This is a genomic window from Roseovarius sp. TE539, from assembly GCF_003298505.1.
Taxonomy (GTDB): domain Bacteria; phylum Pseudomonadota; class Alphaproteobacteria; order Rhodobacterales; family Rhodobacteraceae; genus Roseovarius.
In genome coordinates, this window is sequence record NZ_QNGB01000001.1 from 107326 (window position 1) to 130229 (window position 22904).

Sequence of the window (22904 nt, forward strand, 5' to 3'; positions counted from 1 at the left end):
TATGCGTACGGGGCACTGTATGGCGGGGAAATCTGGCGCGACTGCGGCATGCGCCCGACAATATCTGGGTCAAACAGCGGATCGTTGATGACACGGAAACCCGGAAACAGCTGTTTCCGGACAAAATCAGAAGAGATTGCCCTGTTCCGGCGGTGTCTTGGATCCGGACTGCGGCGCAGCACGTGCGGCGCGCGAACCCCCTCCGACGCCCAACCGCCCGTCGGCAAACTCTATCTCCAGCGCGATTGCCTTCTGGGCGGCTTTCTTGGTTGTCATCACCTCCCCGTCGCCGCGCACCACCGCATAACCACGCCTGAGTGTGGCCTTGTAACCCAGCGTTTCGCGCAAGCGGTCCATCGCCTCGATCCGGTCCCTCAAGGCGCGGGTCTGCCGATGCCCCGCATCCGAAAGACGTGTCGCCAGCCCGGCAAGGTCACGTGATTTCTGTTCAAGGTCACGTTCGATCGCGCGCCGGTTCAACCGGGCCGCGACATTGGCAAGCCGTCCGCGATCCGTTTCCAGCGCCCGCCGCAGCAGTCCGGGCCGCAAGACCCCGGCGGCATCCGAAAGCATCACGCGCCGGGCCTGTACCGAACGGATCAAGGCCGCGGGCAACCTTTCGGACCAGGTGTCGAGCCTCTGGCGCGGCGCCTCAAGCACGGTTTCGGGCCGGCGCAAAGACCGGGCCAGATCACGCAGGCGCTGCCCGCGCGCCGTCACTCCCGAAGTCAGAGCATGGGTCAGACGTGCTTCCTGATTGTCAAACCATGCCAGCAGGTCCATCCGTACAGGAACCGCCAGTTCCGCCGCCGCGGTCGGGGTTGGTGCACGCTTGTCCGACGCATGATCTATCAGGGTGGTATCCGTTTCATGCCCCACGGCGGAAATCAGCGGGATCGCGCTTGCCGCGGCAGCCCGCACCACCGCCTCTTCGTTGAATCCCCACAGGTCTTCGACCGATCCGCCCCCGCGCGCAACGATGATCAGATCCGGACGCGGCAGTGCGCCGCCGGGCGTGAAGGCATTGAACCCATCGATCGCCCGGGCCACCTCGGGCGCGCAGCGTTCGCCCTGCACCGCCACCGGCCATATCAGAACCCGACGCGGGAACCGTTCCCGCAAACGATGGAGGATATCGCGTATCACGGCGCCCGACGGCGATGTGACCACACCGATGACCTCGGGCAGGTAGGGCAGGGGCGCCTTGCGCGCGACATCGAACAGTCCCTCGGCGGCCAGCGCCTTGCGGCGCTTTTCCAGCATTGCCATCAGCGCGCCCATACCGGCGGGCTTGATGTCCTCGATCACGATCTGGTAGCGTGACTGCCCGGCGAAAGTGGTCAACCGTCCCGTGGCGACCACCTCCATCCCCTCCTCGGGTTGCACAGAAAGGCGCGCGGAAACGCCCTTCCAGATCACACCGGAGAGAACCGATCTGTCATCCTTGAGGTCGAGGTAGACATGCCCCGATCGCGGCCGTGACACGCGCCCGATCTCGCCCTTCACCCGGACATGGCCGAATTCGCCCTCGATGACGCGCTTGATCGCGCCCGAAAGTTCGGAAACCGAGAATTCGGGCGCGTTTTCACCTTCGGCGGGATGGTCGATCAGGTCGGACATGGGCGCACCTTGTGTCTGTGTCGCGGCCACCTTAGAACGCGCCGGAACAGAGGCCAACCGGGAGCAGCGCCAATGAACATCCTGATCCTCGGCGGCGGCGGCCGCGAACATGCCCTTGCCTGGGCCGTGATGCAGAACCCGAAATGCGACAAACTTGTCGTGGCGCCGGGCAATGCCGGGATCGCACAGATCGCTGAATGCGCGGCGATGGACATCTGCGATGGCGCCGCCGTGGTGAATTTCTGCGATATCAACGCCGTGGATTTCGTCATTGTCGGACCCGAGGCGCCGCTTGCCGCCGGCGTCGCTGACCGGCTGCGGGAGGCCGGTTTTCTGGTCTTTGGCCCCTCCGCAGCCGCGGCTCGGCTGGAAGCCTCCAAGAGTTTCACCAAGGAAATCTGTGATGCCGCGAACGCCCCAACCGCAGCATATGCCCGTTTCACCGATTGTTCGGCCGCGAAAGCCCATGTTCGTGACACGGGCGTGCCGATCGTGATCAAGGCCGATGGCCTGGCCGCCGGCAAGGGGGTAATCGTGGCCGAAACCCCGGATCAGGCAGAGGCGGCGATCGACGATATGTTCAGCGGCGAATTCGGCGCCGCCGGCACCGCGGTCGTGATCGAGGAATTCATGGAAGGCGAAGAGGCGTCCTTCTTCGTGCTTTGCGATGGCGAGACGGCCCTGCCGATCGGCACCGCGCAAGATCACAAGCGCATCGGCGAAGGCGATACCGGGCCCAATACCGGCGGCATGGGCGCCTATTCTCCGGCTCCGGTCCTGGATGACGCGGTGGCCGTGGCTGCACTGGACCGGATCGTGCGGCCCACACTTGCCGAAATGGCGCGGCGCGGGACACCGTATCAGGGGGTCCTTTATGCCGGCCTCATGATCGCGAATGGCCAGCCCCGGCTGGTCGAATACAATGTGCGGTTCGGCGACCCGGAATGCCAGGTACTCATGATGCGTCTCGGGGCACAGGCCCTCGACCTGATGCACGCCGCGGCCGAAGGCCGGCTGTCGCAAATGCGTGTGAACTGGGCGGACGATCACGCGATCACCGTCGTGATGGCCGCACAAGGCTATCCCGGCACTTACGAGAAAGGCACCGTCATCCGGGGCCTCGACACCTGCCCCGAGGACAGTTTCAACATGGTCTTCCATGCCGGCACGTCCGAAAGGGACGGCCGTTTCATCGCCACTGGCGGGCGGGTTCTCAATGTCACGGCCCGGCAGGCGACCCTGGAACAGGCCCGTGATCTCGCCTATGCGACGATCGAACAGATCGACTGGCCCGGCGGGCAGTACCGTGGCGATATCGGCTGGCGCGCTCTGCGCTGACCGGTGATTTTCTTGCAGTGCCGTGTGTCGCAGCGCAGACTGGGGCGGCGATGACCGACTACAGCTTCCAGCCCGCGCCACTGGCAGATGAACGAACCTACACGCTGGTGGACCACCGCTTGTCCTGTCGAAGGTCAGGCGGGCGCGATGAATGGACACTCGACCTCTCGGATGTTGATCGCGCCATCCTGGTCGAGCACCGCCAGCGCGGCTTGGTCATGTGGCGGCTTGACCTGTTGAGCGGCGATACACTGCGCCGCGCTGCCCTCAACAGCAATGCGGGGCCCGGCGCTCTCGATGCCGAAACCTATCTCGGGCTTGTTCGCGATATCTGCACCGCGCTTGCAGAGGCACAACCCGGTTTCAAGATCGAGATCGGCGAATACGGCTCGGCACGCCGCGTCTTCTTCGCGATGGGTGTGGTCTGCACCGCCGGAGGCTTGGCGTTTCTGCTCGCGACCTTTCTGATCGAGCCTTCAGCGGAACGTATCGCGGTGGGCGCCGCGATGCTCTTCATGCTCGGAGGGCTTGGCCTGATCCTGTTGCGCACCCACAATCCATGGCAGGATCCGGTCCGGATCGACGCTGAAAAGGTGCCGGCGCTGACCGATGCACTGAAGGAACGACAGGCCCGACGATCGCCCGTCCCCGCACACGATCCCGGCCATCCGGGCTGAGCCGTTTCAGCCACCGCACTCCAGTTCGGTCTGCACACTGCCGGGTCCGGAATAGGGGGCGATGTCACGCGGTGTCAGCTTGCCGGCCGAAAACCGGGTCGCTACGACGTTCCGCCAATCTGAATCGGCGGTGATAATCTCGGGGCCGTTTCCGCAATCACGGATGCCGCCGGCGATGAAATCCCAACCGATCTTGTGATTGGTCAGTCCCCCAAGGTCCGCGACATGATCCAGACCACCGTCTTCGTAGCGCCATACGCGCAAACGCTTGGCCAGATGCGGGCGATCCACATAGGCGATCTCGACCGATCCGTCACCATCGAGATCCGCCGCACCCACCGGGGCAAGCCAGCGATTCGGCCGGCCGATATGGGGTGTTGCGGCCCTCAGCCCGTCAGCATCGTAAACGCCAAGTCGCGCGCCGCGACTCACGCTGCTTTCCACCACGATCACCTCGGGGTTGCCATCGCCGTCCAGGTCCGCAAGCCTTGGTGCGACATCCTCGAAAACACGGGTTTCCGGCAGGGTCAGACGGGTTTCTTCGCCCCCTGCAAGCGTCAGCACCAGCGCCCCCCACTCTACCGCATCCCCCAGAACGCCGTGAGCGTAGCGCGTGGTCGGCGCGTCGTACCGGGCCGCCGTGATCTGTTGCGCAAGCCCCGGCGCCGCGCCCGTGAAAACGGCAAGAAAAACGATGAGAGGCCGCCAGCCCACGCGCTCAGATCTGCTTTTCGGGCATTTGCACCACAAGCCCGTCAAGCGCATCCGTAACCTTGAGTTGGCAGGTCAGCCTGGACCTCTCCGGATCGGGCTCGTAGGCGAAATCGAGCATGTCCTCTTCCATGTCATCTTTCGCGGGCAGTCTTTCCAGCCAGTCCGGTGCCACATAGACGTGGCATGTCGAACAGGCGCAGGCGCCGCCGCAATCGGCCTCGATGCCCGGAATGCCATTGTCGCGCGCGCCTTCCATGACGGTCAGCCCGTTCGCGACCTCCACCACGTGCCGGGTGCCGTCATGCTCGATATAGGTGATCTTCGCCATCGCTCGCGCTCTCCCTTTCATCGCTGTCTCGGGGTTCCTAGACAAGCCGACTGGGTCAGGCCACCCCAATTTGCGACCCCGGTGGAAAAGAGTTGCGACAAATCCCATTTGTTCTACCTTTGTTCCTATGCGAGTCACGTCCTCACCTACCGCCGCCGGCTGGCCACGCCCGCCTGCGGCCCTGCCCGCCGCCCGGCTGTGCGAGCCCCACGAAGGTGCGCGCGTGGCGGTGGCCGGGCTGGTGATCCTGCGGCAACGTCCAGGCACCGCGAAAGGCGTGATCTTCATCACCCTTGAGGACGAAACGGGGGTGGTGAACGTGATCGTCTGGCGCGCGCTTCATGAACGCTTTCGCCGGGCGGTGATTTCGGGGCGGCTATTGCGTGTTACCGGGCGGGTACAGCGCGCCGACGGGGTGGTGCATGTCATTGCCGAGGTGATCGAGGACATATCGCCGATGCTTGACCACCTGCTTGACTCGCAGGGATCGCCGCACGGATGACAGGCCCGGCACTGGGTGCTTTCCCGGCCCTGTGAAAACCGCTACGATGGCGTCAAAACAAAAGCCCCAGAGGCACGAGCAGATGATCCGCACCCTGACATTGTCGCTTATGGCCACCGGCCTGCTCGCGGCATGCGAAACCACTCTTTCGGTGCCGGAATTGACCGAGCCGGACCTTGTGCAGAGCCTGGCCGAGGCTCCTCCCGGCGCCGCGCCCGGCACCTGCTGGGGCAAGGACGTCACCCCGGCGGTGATCGAGACGGTCACGGACCAGGTGCTGGTGCAACCCCCGCGGGTCCGGGTGGACGGCACCGTCGAAAAGCCCGCGATCTACCGGACCGAAACCCGCCAGGCGATCGTCGAGGAACGCAACGTGACTTGGTTCGAAACGCCTTGCGCCGATGTCCGCACCCCCGATTTCATCGCCTCGCTTCAACGCGCCCTGAAGGCGCGCAACCTCTATCGCGGCCCGGCCAACGGCCGGATGGACGCCCGCACCCGTGCCGCCATACGCCGTTACCAGAAACCCGAAGGTCTGGATTCCGGCATCCTTTCGCTGGCGGCCGCGCGCCGTCTGGGCCTCGTGGCCGTGGAGCGCCCCGGCAAGGAGGCGACCTGATTGCACCGGCCGCGCCCGTGACCGGGCAACCCGGTTTGACCCACCTCAAGGCAGATGCCGTCTTGATGGCGCATCCTGCCCGCAGAGTCACGAAAGCGGGAAGAGAGGGGCCATGACCGATCCTGACACACGCAGCCGCATCCTGAACAACGCGATCCGTGCGCCCTCGAGCCACAACACCCAGCCATGGATATTCAGCCTCGCGGGTGACGATATCAATCTTTTCGCGGACCGCACCCGCGCGCTGCCCGCCAATGATCCCGACGATCGGGAACTGACCATAAGTTGTGGCTGTGCGCTGATGGCCCTGCGTGTGGCCGCGGCTGGCGAAGGCTGCGGCACAAGGATTGCGCTCCTTCCAGACAAGGACGATCCCGATCTTCTCGCCCGTATCACGCTGATCGGCGATCCCGAGTCCGGTCTGGCTCCGCTCGCACCGCTGCTGGCGCAAAGACAGACATACCGCAAGGGCTTTGACGGACGGCCGGTGCCGGAGGATGCGCGGGATGCGCTGATCGCGGCCGCCACCGCCGAAGGCGCGTGGCTTGTCCCGGTCGAGGATGATGCGGACCGCCACAAGGCCGCCGATCTCGTGGCCCGCGGCGATGAGGAGCAATGGGGCGATCCGGCATGGCGGCGCGAACTGGCTGCGTGGATGCACCCCCGCCGGACGGGCGACGGGCTGACCCTGCCTTGGTTGACGATCCCGGTGGCGCAACTGGTGGTGCGCAGCTTCGACATGGGCAACGGTGTGGCCGCTCGTGACGAGGAACTGGCCGAGCACTCGCCGTTGCTGACTGTCCTGGGGACCGAAGGCGACACCGTTGCCGATTGGATCGCCGCGGGTCAGGCGCTCCAGAACCTGCTCCTGACCGGGGTTCACGCGGGGCTTCAGGGCTCCTATCTCAACCAGCCGGTGCAGGTGGCGCGGCTCAGGCCCGAACTCGGGAAACTGACCGGAAGGCCCGGGCATCCGCAGATCCTTTTGCGCATGGGGTACCCGGAAGAGATCCTGCCCCTCTCGCCGCGGCGCCCCTTGAAGGAAGTTGTGGAAAACGCCCCCGGACCGGACCGGCCTTGACGCCGAGGCCGGTCACGACGGGCCGTCAACATGGCGGGACAAGGCACCCGGACGACGGGGCAACACCAACGCACCCAGAGACCGCAGTCAGCCCGGGGCGGACCCGCGACCCTTGGCTCGGGTCGGCGATAGCTGACCTTCACCGTGTACTTGGCAAACTGGTAAGATGCGGGACTAAGGGGACATTGGCCTTGCGGCCCCCGCGCGGAATCAAGCCCGAAGGGCGCCGCGCATCGCCGGGCCATCCCCCGGCACGGCGATTTGGCCTGAGCAGGGGCGCCGCCCCCGAGTCACGAGGACACCTCGGGAATAAAGCGCGTCCAATCGCGCGCCGGATCGCCGCGCCACGGCCCGTCGATGCGCGGCTCGGCACCGGTTGTCCGGATGCCGGAATCGGGCTCTCAACCGGCTTTGGCTGCACGCTACAGGAATGGCCGCTGTCGGGATACGGCCACGAGTTTTCACATCCCGCTCCCTGCGCATAGGGGCCACAAGCGCTGACCGCGGCATTCGCGACATAGGGCGCCAAGCCGTCGCTGTCAGCATCAGGGGCCGGGGCCTGCCTCGGGAAAGGGCCGGCCCCCTGCAATGGCCCTGCCCGCGCAAGCCCGTCACATTGCCGCGTTCAGGCCATGCCGCCCTCGACCAAACGGTCGGCAATCTGCGCATAGGATTGCGCCATCGGCCCGTCCCCGGTGGCGATCGGGGTACCGCTGTCACCCGAAAGCCGGGTTTCAAGGTCGATCGGCAACGCCCCCAGAAAGGGCAGGCCCGACTTTTCGGCCTCCGCCCGGACCCCGCCGTGACCGAACAGATGCGCCTCGTGCCCGCAACCGGGGCAGACATATGTGGACATGTTCTCGATCAGGCCCAGCACCGGGGTCTTGAGCGTCGTGAACATGTCCATCGCCCGGCGCGCATCCAGAAGCGCCACGTCCTGCGGGGTCGAGACCACCAGCGCGCCTGTCGGTGCGGCCTTCTGGCACAGCGTCAACTGAACATCGCCGGTGCCGGGCGGAAGGTCGACGATCAGCACGTCCAGCTCGCCCCAGTTCACCTGGCCGATCATCTGCTGCATTGCCCCCATGAGCATCGGACCGCGCCACACGACCGCCTTGTCGGGCTCCAGCATCAATCCGATCGACATCATGGTCACACCGTGCGCGTGCAGCGGTTCGATATTCTTGCCGTCCGGGCTGAGCGGTCGTCTCGACACACCCATCATCCGCGGCTGGCTGGGGCCGTACAAATCCGCATCCAGCAAACCCGTGCGCCGCCCCCGCCGGGCCAGCGCCACGGCCAGGTTGGCCGAAACGGTGGACTTTCCGACCCCTCCCTTGCCCGAGGCGACGGCGAGGATGGATTGCACGCTCGCAGGCCTCAGCGGCACATCCTGCGTCGTGGGATGGCCCCCCGCTTCGGGGCCTTGCGCGGGCCCGGATGACGATCCGGCCGGTTGCGAAGAACCATGCGCCGTCAGCGCAACCGTTGCCTTGGTGACCTCCGGCAAACTATCGATCAGGCGCTCGGCGGCATCGCGCAACGGCCCCATCTTTCGGGCGCTTTCCGGTGTTGGAGCCTCGATGACGAATCGCACTTCCCCACCTTCGACCGTCAGCGCACGCACCATGTCGCGCGAAATCAGATCACCACCATCGGGCAGATCAAGCCGCCTGAGCTCTTCTTCGATCCTTGCCCTTGTCAGCGCCATGCCCCATCTCCCATCAGCTTCGCCGCATTAGGTGGCGCCTTTGCCCGGCAGAGGCAAGGCCGGCCGCGGTACTGCCCAAAAAATCCCTGAATTGCCTAACTTTAGGTCAATTACCCTTATGCATTTGCTGCATAGCAGCATTGAATACGAAAGGGATTGTGCAGACGCAGCATTGGACTATCTTTGTTTCAACGCAGGCGGGTGAGCCGGCAAATTACGAACGCTGACACAAGGAAACAGAACGATGGCATTCGCAGATTTCGCGCAATCGACACGGGGCGGATTCGGAACCCTGGCAAACAGCGCGTTGCGGAAGGTCGAGCAACGCGTCGAACGCCACCGTGCCTATCGCCGCACCCTGAACGAGCTCGCGGCGCTGTCCAACAGCGATCTGGCCGATATCGGCCTGCATCGCAGCGAAATTGCCCACGTGGCGAAGGAATCGGTCTACGGCCCGCGCGGCTAAGACCTCAAGGCTCAGGTGCTCCTCTCCTCCTCCCTGGGGCTCCTGACACGACGGCGGCGGCATCTCTCCTCCTCCCTGATGCCGTTGCCGGGAACGACCGGGGCCTTGTCCCCTAAAAGACCGTGGTCAGGCCCTTTCCTCCTCCCTGGGCTTGGTCACGAAATTGCGGCGGCGCCCATCCTCCTCCCGGGCGTCGCCGTTTTTTCTGCCGGTCCCGGACTCACCAGCATCGTCTCGTTGCCATAGGCAATGCCGAACCGCGGTATCGCCGCACCGCGCATTGGAGATGCGCGCGGCTTCGGAAGAGGAACGACCGCTATCAGAGGGGTATGTCGGTATGTTGCGAGATCTTTTTCTTCAAAAAGCCGACGGCAAGTGCTCTTACAATTTCGAGCGTGGCATTCCCACCCGTTTCCGCAACTGCTTTCTTGGTTTCCCGCCAAAGCCCTTCATCGCGGATCGCCTCAAGAAAATCATGTCCTTGGGTAGTCATCCGATAAGTACCTTCCGCGACAGGGGTTACAAGCCCTTGGTCAGCCAAAAGGTTAAGATGATACTGCCACCGTCTGTCTTCTTGCGATGCGCCGATGACATTCCTATCAAGGATCAAAAAATCCTCTTGCTCTTCAAACTCGAAGAGCATTTCGCGCAAGAGATCGTCGTCTCGTTTCACCGCGACAACCCGCCATGCAGCGTCGGCACATCGAGCGCGCTGAACCCGTAATGGCGCAGCCACCGCAAATCGCTGTCGAAGAACGCCCGCAAATCCGGGATCCCGTATTTCAGCATCGCGATCCGGTCGATGCCCAGCCCGAAGGCGAAGCCCTGCCACGCCGCCGGGTCGATGTTGCCGGCCATCAGCACCTTGGGATGCACCATGCCCGACCCGAGGATCTCAAGCCAGTCGTCACCCTCGCCCACCTTCAGGGTGCCGCCCTCCCACGAACAGCGGATATCGACCTCGGCCGAGGGTTCGGTGAACGGGAAATGCGAGGCGCGGAAACGCAGTTCCACGTCGTCGACCTCGAAAAACGCCTTCACGAACTCCTCCAGACACCATTTGAGATTGGCCATCGAGATGTCGCGGTCGATCGCCAACCCCTCGACCTGGTGAAACATCGGCGTGTGCGTCTGATCGTAATCCGCGCGATAGACACGGCCAGGGCAGATCACGCGCAGCGGCGCCCCGGCCATTTCCATCGACCGGATCTGCACCGGGCTGGTATGGGTCCGCAAGACATGCGGCGGCCGGTTATCTCCCTCGGCACGGTGGGTGTAGAACGTGTCCATCTCGGCCCGCGCGGGATGGTGGCCGGGGATGTTGAGCGCATCGAAATTATGCCAGTCACTTTCGATCTGCGGCCCCTCGGCGACCGAGAAACCCATGTCGGCGAAGATGGCTGTGACTTCCTCAGTAACCTGGCTCACCGGGTGGATCGTTCCGGTGCGCCGCGGCCGGGCCGGCAGTGTCACGTCCAGCCACTCGCCACGCAGACGCTCCTCCAGCGCGGCATCGGCCAGCGCGGCCTTCCGGGCGGCCAATGCGCTGTTGATCTCGTCCTTGAGCGCGTTGAGCCTCGGGCCCATGACCTGACGCTCCTCCGGGCTCATCTTGCCCAGTTCGCGCATCTTCAGGGAAACTTCCCCCTTTTTTCCAAGGGCCTGAACACGCAGCGCCTCCAGCGCCGCCTCGTCGGCCGCGTCGGCGATCAGACCGATATACTTGTCCCTGAGATCATCCATGAGCCCGCCCCGTTCCGTTCCGGCCTTCCTGCTATCGCCAGACTCCGGCGAATTCAAGCATTGCCGGACATTCGGTTTTCCCCGATGTTGAACCGGGACAGACAGGGCCAGCACCATGAGCTATTTTCGCGACTACCTGAAACGCACCGATCACCGGGGGCTCACCAAATGGCTGCACTATTTCGACGCCTTCCAGCGCGAACTCGGACACCTGCAGGGGCGGGACATCTCGTTTCTGGAAATCGGGGTTTACTGCGGCGGATCGATTCCGATGTGGGCGGGATATTTCGGGCCGGACGCGCGCTTGGTGTTCGCCGACATAGATCCGGCCTGCACCGCCCATGCCGAACCCGGAACAGTGGTGGAAATCGGCGATCAGGCGGACCCGGTTTTTCTCAAGGAACTAGCCGAAAAACATGGGCCTTTCGACGTCATCATCGACGATGGCGGCCATCATGTGCACCAGCAAACCACAAGTTTCGAACATCTCTGGCCGCATCTGAACGACCGGGGGCGCTATCTTGTCGAGGACACCCACACCAGCTACTGGCCCGGTTTCGGCGGCGGCTATCGCGAGGACAAGAGTTTCATCGAATACTCCAAACGGCTGATCGACCTGATGCACAGTTGGTACACCGACCAGGATGAAATCTTTCCCTTCGATGAGATGGCGCGACAGATCGCCGGTATCCGTTTCTACGATTCCATCGTGGTGATCGAGAAACATCGGGACAAGGAGGCGCCCCTGATGATCGGGTCCACCAATGGCGAAGTGACCGGGTCGCGCAGGCCGCTGAAAATCCGCGGCCGGCGATCGCTATTCCAAGGCAAGGACGGAACCAGGGACCGCTAGGAGTTTCCGAGGCGACGTGCATAATCCGCGGAAAACGCCGCGTAGCCATCCGCAGTCACCCGGTGTCGGCCCCGCATCCGTTCATGCAGGTCGGGCAACCTGTGGAATGGCACCTGTGGCAATGTATGGTGTTCCGCATGGTAGGGCATGTTCCACGCCAGGAACCGCACGATACGGTTGGTGAAGGTGGTGCGCGTATTCTCGAACATATCCGCCACGAAAGCGCAGCGCCCATGCTCGGCCAGAAGGTAAAGACGCAGAAAAGGCTGACCCAGAAGGCAGGGTATCAGCCAGACCCAGAACAGGAGCGGCGTGAACAGGAGACTGGCGAGCGCAACTGCATACGCCGCCAGCATAAAGCGTGCCTCCTGCCGGACACGGGGCCGGGCGCGTGCCGGGATATACGACCCCGGATCGCGCCCTGTCGCATTCCCCACCGTCTGCCCGATCATCGCCCACCAGAAGGGCAGGCCCGAGACGTGCCGGACATACTCGCCCAATGTCTCCGGCTTGTGACCCGCGATAAGCTCCGGATCCTTGCCTGGTATGTTGGTGTGGCGGTGATGCGCAAGGTGGAAATACCGGAACCATTCGAAGGGCTGAAGGATCAGAAGACCCGTCAAACGGCCCGCCCACTCATTGATCCACGGTGTCCTGAACGGCGTCTTGTGTGTCGCTTCATGCTGAAGCGTGAACAGGAAACAGATGGCGATCCCCTGAAACAAAACCGCGAGCGGCCACATCCACCACCCCTGCGCGATCCACATGCCCAGACCGAAGATCAGCCCCGCATGCCCGGCCAGGTGCCGCAGACCGGGGGCATCGGTGGTCCGGCCAAGATCAGAAAGCGCCTCCCGCGGAAGCGACGCTATGAAAGCCCGGTGATCCATGCCCGGACCCTAGCCAATCGCGCGCCCGGTTTCCACAGCCATGGTTTCACCATTCCCCAAGTACTCCCGCCGGAGGCACCCGGACCATGACCGAGGAAGGACGGACGCGGCACTGCACGCACCACGACGAAAGAACCCGCCGGCGCAATAACCGGCGGGCTCTCGAAAATTCCGTCGGGATGGAACCCTACTTCGCCAGCGCGCTTTTCGCCTGATCGACGATGGCGCCGAAGGCTTCGGGTTCGCGAACGGCCAGATCTGCCAGAACCTTGCGGTCGACCTCGATGCCGGCAAGGCCCAGCCCGTTGATGAAACGCGAATAGGTCAGCGCCTCGTCATGAGCACGCACTGCGGCGTTGATCCGCTGGATCCACAGGGCGCGGAAACTGCGCTTGCGGTTCTTGCGGTCGCGGGTGGCGTACTGGTTGGCCTTGTCGACGGCCTGCGTGGCCACCTTGAAGGTATTCTTGCGACGGCCGTAATAGCCCTTCGCGGCGTTTGTGATCTTCTTGTGACGGGCGTGGGTGACCGTTCCGCCTTTGACGCGTGCCATATCTCAATCCTCCTTCTGGGCTTCAGCGCGAATAGGGCATCATCGGCTTGACGATACCTTCATCTGCCTTGCTCAGCGTGGTGGTGCCACGCGCGTCGCGAATGAATTTGTTGGTGCGCTTGATCATGCCGTGGCGCTTGCCGGCCTGGGCGGCCACCACGCGGCCCTTGGCCGTCACCTTGAACCGCTTCTTGCAGCTCGACTTGGTCTTCATCTTGGGCATTTCCGGCTCCTCTTGTCGTCGGTCGGTTGCGCGCGACTCGGCATGCCACTTCGGCCGGCCGCGCCAATGAAGGCGGCATATACGCCGGCATCGCGCGTTCCGCAAGGGGGGTCGCGCAGGATTGCCGTGATCACCGCCTATCTCAGAAACGACGCCACGACCCTCACGAAAACATCGGGGATGTCGGCGATCCTGTAGCCGCCAGGGCTCTGGGTCAGCGCCCAGACCACCAGAGCCCCACCCGCGATCATCGCGAAGGCCGCGACACGCGGCGCGCGCCCGTCCGAAAGCGCCGAAAGCGCCGCCGGCACGGAAAACACCGCGATCACAAGCCCGATAACCAGTGCCAGATCCGTATCCATTTGCCTTTTCACCCCCCAACCGCGAGAAAGGGTGATCCTAGCCCGGATCAGTGGAATAGATCAAACTTTCCTGACAGGGCGCCACGCGCAGGATGTTCGTCGTGCCCGGCACGTTGAACGGAACGCCGGCAATGACCACGATCTGGTCAAGGGGCTCGGCATATCCCTGCTCGCGGGCTGCACGCGCCGCACCGAGAACCGCTTGCTTGAACCGCTCGAGGGTGCCCGTCATCACGCAGTTGACCCCCCATGTCAGCGCCAGCCGCCGGGCCGTCCCGCGCAGGTTGGTCATCGCGATGATCGGCACCCTCGGCCGCTCGCGCGCGGTCAGAAGGGCCGTCGTCCCCGATTGGGTGAAACAGCAGATCGCCTTGATATCGGTGGTCTCCGCGATCTCGCGCGCGGCGGCGACAATCCCGTCGGCCACCGTGGTGCGCGTGGCCCGGCGCGAAGCCTCGATGATCTCGGTGTAAGTGGGGTCGTCCTCGACCTCGCGCGCGACGTTGTCCATGGTTGTCACCGCCTCGACCGGGTACTCACCCGCCGCCGATTCCGCCGACAGCATGATTCCGTCCGCCCCCTCATAGATGGCCGTGGCCACGTCGCTGACCTCGGCCCGGGTTGGCATCGGGCTTTCGATCATCGATTCAAGCATCTGCGTCGCCACGATCACCGGCTTGGCCTCGGCACGGCATTTGCGCACCAGCCGTTTCTGGATCGGCGGCACGTTCTGGACCGGAAGCTCGACCCCCAGGTCACCACGCGCCACCATGATCCCGTCGGAAACGGCAAGGATACGGTGGAAATTCCTGACCGCCGCGGGCTTCTCGACCTTCGACAGGATCGCGGCACGGCCGTCGCACAAGTCCCGCGCCTCCTCCACGTCCTCGGGCCGCTGCACGAAACTCAGCGCCAGCCAGTCCACGCCCAGGCCGCAGACGAACTCCAGGTCCTTGCGGTCCTTCTCGCTCAGCGCCGCGAGCGGGAGAACGACATCCGGCACGTTCACACCCTTGCGGTTCGAGATCGTACCACCGGTGACGACCTCGCAGTCCGCGAAGTCCTTGCCGCAATCGCGCACCCGAAGCCTGATCTTGCCGTCGTTGACCAGAAGGGACGCCCCCGGTTCCAGCGCTTCGAATATCTCCGGATGCGGCAGGCAGACGCGGTGCGCATCGCCTTCCGCCGGATCAAGGTCCAGCCGGAAAGCCGCCCCCTCATCGAGTTCTTCCTCGCCACGGGCGAAGACACCCACGCGCAGCTTCGGCCCCTGAAGATCAGCGAGGATGCCGATCGGGCTGTCGAGTTCGTCCTCGATCTCGCGGATGATCCGGTGCTTTTCCCGGATCGCCGCGTGATCGCCATGACTCATGTTGAGGCGGAAAACATCCGCGCCCGCCTCGTGCAGGGCGCGAATCGTCGCGTGGTCCGACGATGCCGGCCCCAGCGTTGCGACGATCTTGACATTGCGATGTCGTCTCATGCCTTGGTCCTTCCTGCGGATCGCGTCCGCATCCGTTGCCCGGAGACCAGCGCCGCGGAATGACGCGGGCCGGACCTGCGAAAAGCAACCGTTAACGCTAACAATTTCATCCCGCCCTTTTATCCGTTTCACATCTTTTTGCAACTGGCCTAGAGCAGGGTCAAAGGAAATGAAGACCCCATGACCTATCAACCTTTCGAGATAGAAGGGGCGGGACGGCCTGCGCGCTGGCTCGTGACCTGCGATCACGCCAGCAACACGGTACCACCATTCGTGAATGCCGGCAGCCTTGGCCTCTCGGCCGCGGACATGGCCCGCCACATCGCGTATGACGTGGGCGCCGCGGGCGTCGCGCGGGCCCTTGGCCGGGCGCTTGACGCGCCTGTGATCCTGACCAATTTTTCCCGCCTCGTGATCGACCCGAACAGGGGCGAGGACGATCCGACGCTGATCATGAAGCTTTACGACGGAACCGTCATCCCGGCCAACCGTCATATCGGCGCGGCGGACCGGGAAACGCGACTCAATCGCTGTTACCGCCCCTACCACAGCGCGCTCGCGCGATTGGCAGGACGCCGTGCGGATACGATAATCGTTTCGGTCCACAGCTTTACCCGGCAATTGCGAAACCGCCCGCCGAGGCCCTGGCATGTCGGCCTGCTGCACGCTGCGGATGAACGCCTCGCGCGGCCGCTTCTGGCCCTGCTGCAGAACCATGGCGATCTCTGCGTTGGCGTGAACGAGCCGTATGGCGGCCACCTGCCGGGTGATTCGATCGCCCGCCACGCCATCGCCCACCAGAGGCCCAACATACTGCTGGAGCTGCGCAACGACCTGATCCGCACCGAGGAAACGCAGGCCGCATGGGGCGCGTACCTGGCACCGGAACTCGTCGCGGCGGCCGAGATCGCGGAGCTCTGAGCGCGGCCCCCGGCAAGCGGCGCGCGCGGCGCTCTCGTCACCCGCCTGAGACGAACTCCGCGGCGCCTCCGGCGGGAGTATTTGGAGAAAGATGAAGGCGATTGCAGGCGTGGAGGGGTTTCATCTGCGCCGCAACACTCTATTTTTCACCATTGAACGCAAAAGGACATGGCCCCGATGGCAAATTACAAAAGATGCCCCGACGCGATCGCCGCGCTCGACCCCGAATCCTACCGCGTCACCCAGGAGAACGGGACCGAACGGCCGGGCACCGGGCACCTGCTGCACAACAAGGCCCCCGGGCTCTACGTCGACATCGTCTCGGGCGAGCCGCTTTTCGTTTCGGCGGACAAGTATGATTCGGGCTGCGGCTGGCCCAGCTTCACCAAGCCGGTCGAGCCGGCCCATGTTCGCGAACTTCAGGATGCCAGCCTGGGAATGCTGCGCACCGAAGTCCGTTCGGCGCATGGTGACAGCCATCTCGGTCATGTCTTCCCGGACGGACCGCGCGACCGGGGCGGCTTGCGCTACTGCATCAATTCAGCGAGCCTGAGGTTCATTCATCGTGACGATATGGCCAGCGAGGGCTATGGTGATTATCTTGATCAGGTGGAGGATGTGACATGACCGAACGCGCAGTACTGGCAGGCGGATGTTTCTGGGGCATGCAGGAGCTGATCCGACGCATGGACGGGGTGATTTCGACCCGTGTCGGCTATACCGGGGGCGACGTGCCCAATGCCACCTATCGCAACCACGGCACCCATGCCGAGGGGATCGAGATCACCTTCGATCCCGCTAGGATCAGTTATCGGCAACTCCTGGAATTCTTCTTCCAGATCCACGACCCCACCACGGTCAACCGGCAGGGAAATGATGTTGGCATGAGCTACCGTTCGGCCATCTACCACTGCTCCGAGGAACAGCGTGAGGAGGCACTGCGCACCATCGCCGACGTGGAGGCCAGTGGCCTCTGGCCCGGCAGGGTGGTGACCGAAGTGGAACCCGTGGGCGATTTCTGGGAGGCCGAACCGGAACATCAGGATTACCTGCAACGGTTCCCCGGCGGTTACAGTTGCCATTTCCCGCGCCCGGACTGGGTGCTGCCGCGGCGGGACGCGGCCGAATAGGTGCGCTCTCAGCTTTCGAAAAGCCCGGCGTGATCGTCGCGCAGGGCTTTCTTCTGGACCTTGCCCATGGTGTTGCGCGGCAGGTCGGAGCACATGACGATCCGCTTTGGACGCTTGAACCCGGCCAGATCGCCAGTCAGGGCCGCGGCGACATCGCCTTCTTTGACGGTTGGCGAGTCCGCCACCACGATCGCGACGACAGCCTCGCCCAGATCCGGATGCGGCACCCCGATGACGGCGGACTCGTGCACGCCCGGCACAGAGTCGATGACGGTTTCGACCTCCTTGGGATAGACGTTGAATCCACCCGTGATCACCATGTCCTTTTCCCGGCCGACGATCGTGACATATCCATCGGCATCCACGACCCCCTGGTCGCCGGTCTTGAACCACCCGTCGGGGCGCAGTTCCTCGGCCGTCTTTCCGGGCATGTTCCAGTAACCCCGGAAAACGTTCGGTCCGCGCACCTCGATCACGCCGATCTCGCCTCGTTTCACCTCGAGGCCCGCATCCATCACCCGCAGGTCCACCCCCGGAAGCGGCAATCCCACGGTGCCGGGGCGGCGCTCGCCCTCGTAGGGGTTGGAGGTGTTCATGTTCGTTTCGGTCATGCCGTAGCGTTCGAGGATGCGATGGCCGGTCCGGGCCTGCCATTTCTCGTGGGTGTCCACCAGAAGCGGCGCCGAACCGGAAATGAAGAGCCGCATGTTGCCGGCGGCCTCCCGCGTCAGGCCGGGATGATCCAGCAATCGCGTGTAGAAGGTCGGCACCCCCATGAGCACGGTGGAAAACGGCAACGCATCAATGATCGCGTCGGCATCAAAGTGCGGCAGGAAATGCAGCGCGCACCCCGACAGGAGGGCAACATTCGTCGCCACGAACAGGCCATGGGTGTGAAAGATCGGCAACGCGTGGATCAGGACGTCATCTGGTGTGAACCGCCACAGATCGCGCAGCACCAGCGAATTGGAAGCCAGGTTTTCATGGCTGAGCATTGCGCCCTTTGACCGCCCCGTGGTCCCCGAGGTGTACAGGATCGCGGCGAGATCGTTCGCGCCGCGCGGCACCGCCTCCTCCATCGGGGGCAACCCGGCCGCGGCGTCCGTCAGGCTGCCCTCCCCGTCCGCGGCGAGCGTCAGAACCCGCGCTTCGGGCGCCAGTGGCACGATCGCGTCCGCCTGCCCCGGATCGCAGACAACAACACGCGGCGTCGCGTCAGCGAGGAAATATGCAACCTCGCTGGCGGTGTAGGCGCTATTGAGCGGCAGAAAGACGCCGCCCGCCATCACCGTACCCAGATAAAGCTGCACCGCCTCCAACGATTTCCCGACCTGCGCCGCAACCCTGTCACCGGGGCGCAACCCTGCCGCCGCGAGCACCGTGGCGATACGCCCGGCGCCATCGAACAGGGTGCCGTAGCTCATCTCTTCGAGGCCCGGACGTGAGGCGAAGACCCGGTCCCGACCGCCCGCGCCGGCAAGGCGTGTCATGAGATGATTGGCGTCGTACATCCTGCCCCCCATGGTGCTTGCGGCTATTTGCCAAACCCGCCCCGCAACATGCAAGCGACTTGATTGACCTTTGCACAGCAAAGCCCGAGGAAAGAGACCGGGGAGAGACCGGATGAACCCGCTCAAGGGCATAGCCCTGAAACTCTGCGCCGTGGTCCTTTTCATCGTCATGTCGGCGATGATCAAGGCCACCTCGGACCATGTCCCGCCGGGAGAGGCGGTATTCTTCCGCTCGGCCTTCGCGGTGCCGGTGATCCTCACGTGGCTCTGGTGGCGCGGCGACCTGCGCACCGGGCTGCGCGTGAAATCGCCAATGGGACACTTCTGGCGCGGTTTCGTGGGAACCACGGCGATGGGCCTCATGTTCGCCGGCCTTGGGCTTTTGCCGCTGCCGGAGGTCACGGCGCTCGGCTATACCGCGCCTCTGCTGACGGTCGTGTTCGCCGCGATGTTCCTTGACGAAAAGGTGGGCGCCTTCCGTATCAGCGCGGTTGCTGTCGGGCTAACGGGTGTTCTGATCGTGCTGTCACCGCGCCTTACCGCGCTTAGCGGTCCGGGACTGGAAATGGCACAGGCACTCGGGGCGGTGTTGGTTCTGCTGGGCGCGACCTGCGCGGCGCTGGCCCAAATCTACATCCGCAAGCTGGTCCGGACGGAGGAAACCAGCGCCATCGTTTTCTGGTTCTCCATGACCTCATCTGCGCTGTCACTGCTTACCCTGCCCTTCGGCTGGGTGCTGCCGGGGATCGGTGAACTGGCATTGCTGGTTCTGGCGGGGCTGATCGGCGGCACGGCACAGATATTCCTGACGGCGTCCTACCGCTTTGCCGATGCTTCGGTCATCGCGCCGTTCGATTACGCCTCGATGCTCTTTGCGCTGATCATCGGCTACGTGATCTTCGACGAGGTGCCGACCGTTCCGATGCTGGCTGGTGCGGCGCTGGTGATCTTAGCCGGCATCGCCATCATCCTGCGTGAGCGTCACCTGGGCCTGCAACGCGACCGTGCCCGCGAGGTGCGCACACCGCAGGGATAGCCGCCGGCCCGGCCGGCGGGTCACTTCCCGGTCAGCATAGCCCACGCATAAAGCGGCCAGAGATTGGCCCGGCGCAGGCGGCCCAGGGGGAAACGCCCCGGCGGCGAGCGCATGACCGCGGGCCATGTCCGGCACGGGGTCCGGTCAAGCGCCAGATCGGCCAGAAGCGCCCCGGCAAAACTGCCCATCGCCACGCCGTTGCCGTGATAGGACACCGCCGTATAGGCGCCCGGCATCTCGGGAATCGGCCCGGCATAGGGTGTCAGGTCGGCGGCAATCGACAAAAGGCCATTCCAGCTGAACGGCGTCCCGGCATGCGCCCACGCGGGAAACATCCGCTCGAAATGGATGCGGATCGTCCGGTGCATCCGCTGGTCCGACGCGGGCGAACTGCGCAGGCCCCCGCGCATCCCGAACAGCATCCGCCGGTTCGGCATCAGCCGGAAATAGTGGAGCAGGACCTGATCGTCGAAACAGGCCTGGTGGGTGGACCATCCCTGCGCCGCGATCTCCTCCGCGGTCAGTTCGCGGGTCACGATCACGTTCGATTGCGTCGGCAGGTACCGCCCGCGCATCCAGCCCGGCAGGTCCTCGGAGGAATAACCGTTGGTCGCAACGATCAGGCGTTTCGCCGTCACCGTCGCCGCGGGCGTGGCCAGCGTGAAGCCGCCTTTCCCGTCGATCCGCGCGACCGGGCTTTGCCCGAACACGCGCGCCCCGGCCTCCTGCGCCGCCCGGGCCAGCCCCAGAACGTACTTGCAGGGGTTGAGCGCAAATCCCACCGGGCTGGTCATGGCGCCGAAGAAGCCGCTGCCGAACCCGTTGGGCGCCAGTTCCGCCCGGGTCAGGATCGTCGGTGTGACGCCATAGTCATCCTCGGTGATGCGCGCCTCGGCCTCCAACCCGTCAAAGGCGGCCTGCGTGTGCGCCATCACCGTCTCGCCCTCGGAGTGGGTATCGGCCTCGATCCCGTGCCGGTCCAGCAGGCCGCGAACAAGGTCCACCGCTTCCACCTCGGTCCGGCGGTACTCGCGCCGCGCATCGTCGCCGAACATGGCCTTCATCATCGCGTTCGTGGCCTTGGCCCCGCCGCAACAGCAGAACCCGCCATTGCGGCCCGACGCGCCCCAGCCGGGGAAATTTGCCTCGAACACGGCAACGTCCGCGCCCGCCTCGGCCAGGTGCAACGCGGCGGAAAGGCCGGTGAACCCGGCCCCGATCACCGCGACGTCACAGGCCAGCTTGCCGGTGGCGGCGGGAAATTCCGGCGTCTCGGTCGTGGACGGCCAATAGCAATCCGCGCGCGGCGCGTCGCCATAGGCGTGTGCCGGGTAGATCCGCCTCATGCCTTCACGGCGGCACGTTCCTCGGCCTGTTGACGCAGCGAGGCGCTCTTGGTGATCAGCGAAGCCGAGATCACGCCGACCGCCACGATCCCGATAAGGATCGTCGAAAGCGCATTTATCTCGGGGCTGACGCCGAGCCGGATCGACGACCAGATCTTGATCGGCAGCGTCGTGGCCGATGGCCCGGCGGTAAACGAGGCGATCACCAGATCGTCGAGCGACAGGGTGAAAGCCAGCAACCACCCCGAAATCACCGCCGGGGAAATGATCGGCAATGTGACCAGCCGGAAAGCCTGTACGGTGGAACAGCCCAGATCCAGCGCCGCCTCTTCCAGCGAGCGATCGAAGCTCACCAGCCGTGAGGAAACCACGACTGACACGTAGCACATCGAAAAGGTGGTATGGGCCAGTATGATCGTCAGAACCCCGCGGTCCAGCCCGATCCCGATGAACAAGAGCAGGAGCGACAGGCCCGTGATCACCTCGGGCATGACCAGCGGCGCATAGATCATTCCCGAAAACAGGGTGCGCCCGATAAACCGCCCGGCACGCACCAGCACAAGCGCCGCCAGGGTGCCCAGCACGGTGGCCACCGTCGAGGACACGACTGCCACCTGCAACGTCACCCAGGCCGCATCCAGAAAGGCGTCGTTCTCCAGGAGCTCCCCGTACCAGCGGGTCGAGAAACCGGCCCAGACCGTCACAAGTTCCGACTTGTTGAAACTGTAAACGATGAGGATGATCATCGGCAGGTAGAGAAACGCGAACCCCAGCGTCAGCGAGGTGGTGTTGAACCAGGTCAGGCGTCTCATGTGATCACCGTCCCGCCCCGGGCGTGACCCGGGGCCTCCCGGCCGGTGCCGTCGGGCCGGGCCGGGCCCGGAACGGGATTTGGCAGGCGTCTCATCCCTCTGCCTCGCGGTTTTTCTGTTCGTTGCGCTGGAAAAGGATGATCGGGATGATCAGAAGCAGCAGCAGGATCACCGCAACCGCGCTGGCAACGGGCCAGTCCCGATTGTTGAAGAATTCCTCCCAGAGAACCTTGCCGATCATCAGCGTTCTGGACCCGCCCAGAAGCGCCGGTATGACGAATTCCCCGACCGCGGGAATGAAGACCAGGAAACACCCGGCGATGACCCCGCTGCGCGACAACGGGAAGGTGATCAGCCAGAACGCCTTTATCCGCGAGCACCCCAGATCTTCCGCTGCTTCCAGAAGCGAGGCATCCATCCGTTCCAGGGTGGCATATATCGGCAGGATCATGAACGGCAGGTAGGTGTAGACGATGCCGATATAGACCGCGACATTGGTATTGAGGATCTGCAGCGGCTCCGCGATCAGGCCCAACCCGCCCAAGATCTGGTTGAGATACCCTTCGGTCGAGAGAATTCCCATCCAGGAATAGACCCGGATGAGAAACGAGGTCCAGAAGGGCAGGATCACCAACATCATCAGGGTCGGGCGCCAATGTGCCGGGGCATTGGCCATGCCATAGGCGATCGGATAGCCCACCAGAAGGGTCAGGAAGGTCGAGATGGCCGCGATCCGCAGAGATGACAGATAGGCTTTCCAGTAAAGGTCATCGGAGGTCAGGAAGACGAAATTCTCGAAATCCAGCGCGGCGAAGAAATCCTTCACGCCCTGCCAGCCGGCGGCCAGGTCCAGCGTCGGCGTATAGGGCGGAATCGACAGCGCGATGTCGCTGAGGCTGATCTTCAGAACGATGATGAAGGGCACCAGGAACAGCGCCAGAAGCCAGGCATAGGGCAGGACGATCAGGGCGAAACGGCGCATCCC

At 64.3% G+C, this 22904-nt stretch carries 26 protein-coding genes; 11 read left to right on the forward strand and 15 right to left on the reverse strand.

The window, feature by feature from the left end; translation table 11 throughout:
- Positions 1–126: 126 nt before the first annotated feature.
- The gene (xseA, locus tag DQW77_RS00550; protein ID WP_113256218.1) at positions 127–1620 is read right to left on the reverse strand and encodes an exodeoxyribonuclease VII large subunit; all 1494 of its coding nucleotides are present in this window, start codon (positions 1618–1620) and stop codon (positions 127–129) included.
- Between the two features lie 72 nt (positions 1621–1692).
- Between xseA and purD the strand changes: the two genes are divergently transcribed.
- Both purD and DQW77_RS00560 read left to right on the forward strand, forming a co-directional pair.
- Positions 1693–2958 carry a phosphoribosylamine--glycine ligase gene (purD, locus tag DQW77_RS00555; RefSeq protein ID WP_113256219.1) on the forward strand — a complete coding sequence of 422 codons (1266 nt, stop codon included), beginning with the start codon at positions 1693–1695 and terminating at the stop codon, positions 2956–2958.
- A 50-nt stretch (positions 2959–3008) separates the two neighbouring features.
- The gene (locus DQW77_RS00560; protein ID WP_113256220.1) at positions 3009–3635 is read left to right on the forward strand and encodes a hypothetical protein; all 627 of its coding nucleotides are present in this window, start codon (positions 3009–3011) and stop codon (positions 3633–3635) included.
- Positions 3636–3641: 6 nt separating this feature from the next.
- Here DQW77_RS00560 and DQW77_RS00565 read toward each other — a convergent pair whose 3' ends face one another.
- Both DQW77_RS00565 and DQW77_RS00570 read right to left on the reverse strand, forming a co-directional pair.
- On the reverse strand, positions 3642–4349 hold the full coding sequence (locus DQW77_RS00565; RefSeq protein ID WP_258523623.1) for a VCBS repeat-containing protein: 708 nt from the start codon (positions 4347–4349) through the stop codon (positions 3642–3644).
- A gap of 4 nt (positions 4350–4353) precedes the next feature.
- Positions 4354–4677 (reverse strand): 2Fe-2S iron-sulfur cluster-binding protein, encoded by a 324-nt coding sequence (locus DQW77_RS00570; RefSeq protein WP_113256222.1) that lies wholly within the window; start codon positions 4675–4677, stop codon positions 4354–4356.
- A 127-nt stretch (positions 4678–4804) separates the two neighbouring features.
- Here DQW77_RS00570 and DQW77_RS00575 point away from each other — a divergent pair, with 127 nt between their 5' ends.
- The 3 genes from DQW77_RS00575 to DQW77_RS00585 all read left to right on the forward strand — a co-directional run bounded on the left by DQW77_RS00575 (position 4805) and on the right by DQW77_RS00585 (position 6879).
- Complete coding sequence (locus tag DQW77_RS00575; protein ID WP_113256223.1) at positions 4805–5179, forward strand: OB-fold nucleic acid binding domain-containing protein; 375 nt, start codon at positions 4805–4807, stop codon at positions 5177–5179.
- 82 nt (positions 5180–5261) lie between these two features.
- Positions 5262–5798: a peptidoglycan-binding protein gene (locus DQW77_RS00580; protein ID WP_113256224.1), complete on the forward strand. Its 537-nt coding sequence runs from the start codon at positions 5262–5264 to the stop codon at positions 5796–5798.
- A gap of 112 nt (positions 5799–5910) precedes the next feature.
- Positions 5911–6879: an Acg family FMN-binding oxidoreductase gene (locus tag DQW77_RS00585; RefSeq protein ID WP_113256225.1), complete on the forward strand. Its 969-nt coding sequence runs from the start codon at positions 5911–5913 to the stop codon at positions 6877–6879.
- 625 nt (positions 6880–7504) lie between these two features.
- On the opposite strand, the gene DQW77_RS00590 is transcribed toward DQW77_RS00585, so the two are convergent.
- Positions 7505–8590, reverse strand: coding sequence for an Mrp/NBP35 family ATP-binding protein (locus tag DQW77_RS00590; RefSeq protein WP_113256226.1), 1086 nt, complete (start codon positions 8588–8590; stop codon positions 7505–7507).
- Positions 8591–8834: 244 nt separating this feature from the next.
- Between DQW77_RS00590 and DQW77_RS00595 the strand changes: the two genes are divergently transcribed.
- The gene (locus DQW77_RS00595; RefSeq protein ID WP_113256227.1) at positions 8835–9056 is read left to right on the forward strand and encodes a DUF1127 domain-containing protein; all 222 of its coding nucleotides are present in this window, start codon (positions 8835–8837) and stop codon (positions 9054–9056) included.
- 319 nt (positions 9057–9375) lie between these two features.
- Here DQW77_RS00595 and DQW77_RS00600 read toward each other — a convergent pair whose 3' ends face one another.
- Both DQW77_RS00600 and pheS read right to left on the reverse strand, forming a co-directional pair.
- Complete coding sequence (locus DQW77_RS00600; RefSeq protein ID WP_147094912.1) at positions 9376–9729, reverse strand: DUF2513 domain-containing protein; 354 nt, start codon at positions 9727–9729, stop codon at positions 9376–9378.
- Complete coding sequence (pheS, locus tag DQW77_RS00605) at positions 9726–10799, reverse strand: phenylalanine--tRNA ligase subunit alpha (protein WP_113256368.1); 1074 nt, start codon at positions 10797–10799, stop codon at positions 9726–9728. Before pheS ends, DQW77_RS00600 begins: the two co-directional genes overlap by 4 nt.
- Positions 10800–10914: 115 nt before the next feature.
- Here pheS and DQW77_RS00610 point away from each other — a divergent pair, with 115 nt between their 5' ends.
- Positions 10915–11652: a class I SAM-dependent methyltransferase gene (locus DQW77_RS00610; protein ID WP_113256229.1), complete on the forward strand. Its 738-nt coding sequence runs from the start codon at positions 10915–10917 to the stop codon at positions 11650–11652.
- On the opposite strand, the gene DQW77_RS00615 is transcribed toward DQW77_RS00610, so the two are convergent.
- The 5 genes from DQW77_RS00615 to pyk form a co-directional block, all read right to left on the reverse strand.
- Positions 11649–12542 carry a fatty acid desaturase gene (locus DQW77_RS00615; protein ID WP_113256230.1) on the reverse strand — a complete coding sequence of 298 codons (894 nt, stop codon included), beginning with the start codon at positions 12540–12542 and terminating at the stop codon, positions 11649–11651. The genes DQW77_RS00610 and DQW77_RS00615 overlap by 4 nt on opposite strands.
- Before the next feature lie 187 nt (positions 12543–12729).
- On the reverse strand, positions 12730–13095 hold the full coding sequence (gene rplT / locus DQW77_RS00620; RefSeq protein WP_113256231.1) for a 50S ribosomal protein L20: 366 nt from the start codon (positions 13093–13095) through the stop codon (positions 12730–12732).
- 22 nt (positions 13096–13117) lie between these two features.
- Positions 13118–13318, reverse strand: coding sequence for a 50S ribosomal protein L35 (rpmI, locus tag DQW77_RS00625; protein WP_113256369.1), 201 nt, complete (start codon positions 13316–13318; stop codon positions 13118–13120).
- Positions 13319–13455: 137 nt separating this feature from the next.
- Entirely contained in the window at positions 13456–13680 is a 225-nt protein-coding gene (locus tag DQW77_RS00630; RefSeq protein ID WP_113256232.1) for a hypothetical protein, read from the reverse strand.
- Between the two features lie 37 nt (positions 13681–13717).
- A complete protein-coding gene (gene pyk, locus DQW77_RS00635) occupies positions 13718–15163 on the reverse strand; it encodes a pyruvate kinase (protein ID WP_113256233.1) in 1446 nt (481 codons plus the stop codon).
- 180 nt (positions 15164–15343) lie between these two features.
- Here pyk and DQW77_RS00640 point away from each other — a divergent pair, with 180 nt between their 5' ends.
- The 3 genes from DQW77_RS00640 to msrA all read left to right on the forward strand — a co-directional run bounded on the left by DQW77_RS00640 (position 15344) and on the right by msrA (position 17214).
- The gene (locus DQW77_RS00640; RefSeq protein ID WP_113256234.1) at positions 15344–16084 is read left to right on the forward strand and encodes an N-formylglutamate amidohydrolase; all 741 of its coding nucleotides are present in this window, start codon (positions 15344–15346) and stop codon (positions 16082–16084) included.
- A 177-nt stretch (positions 16085–16261) separates the two neighbouring features.
- The gene (gene msrB / locus DQW77_RS00645; RefSeq protein ID WP_113256370.1) at positions 16262–16711 is read left to right on the forward strand and encodes a peptide-methionine (R)-S-oxide reductase MsrB; all 450 of its coding nucleotides are present in this window, start codon (positions 16262–16264) and stop codon (positions 16709–16711) included.
- Positions 16708–17214, forward strand: a complete 507-nt coding sequence (gene msrA / locus DQW77_RS00650) for a peptide-methionine (S)-S-oxide reductase MsrA (RefSeq protein WP_113256235.1) — start codon at positions 16708–16710, stop codon at positions 17212–17214. Before msrB ends, msrA begins: the two co-directional genes overlap by 4 nt.
- 8 nt (positions 17215–17222) lie before the next feature.
- Here msrA and DQW77_RS00655 read toward each other — a convergent pair whose 3' ends face one another.
- The gene (locus tag DQW77_RS00655; RefSeq protein ID WP_113256371.1) at positions 17223–18725 is read right to left on the reverse strand and encodes a malonyl-CoA synthase; all 1503 of its coding nucleotides are present in this window, start codon (positions 18723–18725) and stop codon (positions 17223–17225) included.
- Between the two features lie 112 nt (positions 18726–18837).
- Here DQW77_RS00655 and DQW77_RS00660 point away from each other — a divergent pair, with 112 nt between their 5' ends.
- Positions 18838–19761: a DMT family transporter gene (locus DQW77_RS00660; RefSeq protein ID WP_113256236.1), complete on the forward strand. Its 924-nt coding sequence runs from the start codon at positions 18838–18840 to the stop codon at positions 19759–19761.
- 20 nt (positions 19762–19781) lie between these two features.
- On the opposite strand, the gene DQW77_RS00665 is transcribed toward DQW77_RS00660, so the two are convergent.
- The 3 genes from DQW77_RS00665 to DQW77_RS00675 form a co-directional block, all read right to left on the reverse strand.
- A complete protein-coding gene (locus DQW77_RS00665) occupies positions 19782–21107 on the reverse strand; it encodes an FAD-binding oxidoreductase (protein WP_113256237.1) in 1326 nt (441 codons plus the stop codon).
- Positions 21104–21919: an ABC transporter permease gene (locus DQW77_RS00670; RefSeq protein WP_113256238.1), complete on the reverse strand. Its 816-nt coding sequence runs from the start codon at positions 21917–21919 to the stop codon at positions 21104–21106. Before DQW77_RS00670 ends, DQW77_RS00665 begins: the two co-directional genes overlap by 4 nt.
- Before the next feature lie 91 nt (positions 21920–22010).
- Entirely contained in the window at positions 22011–22901 is an 891-nt protein-coding gene (locus DQW77_RS00675) for an ABC transporter permease subunit (protein ID WP_113256239.1), read from the reverse strand.
- Positions 22902–22904 lie beyond the last annotated feature (3 nt).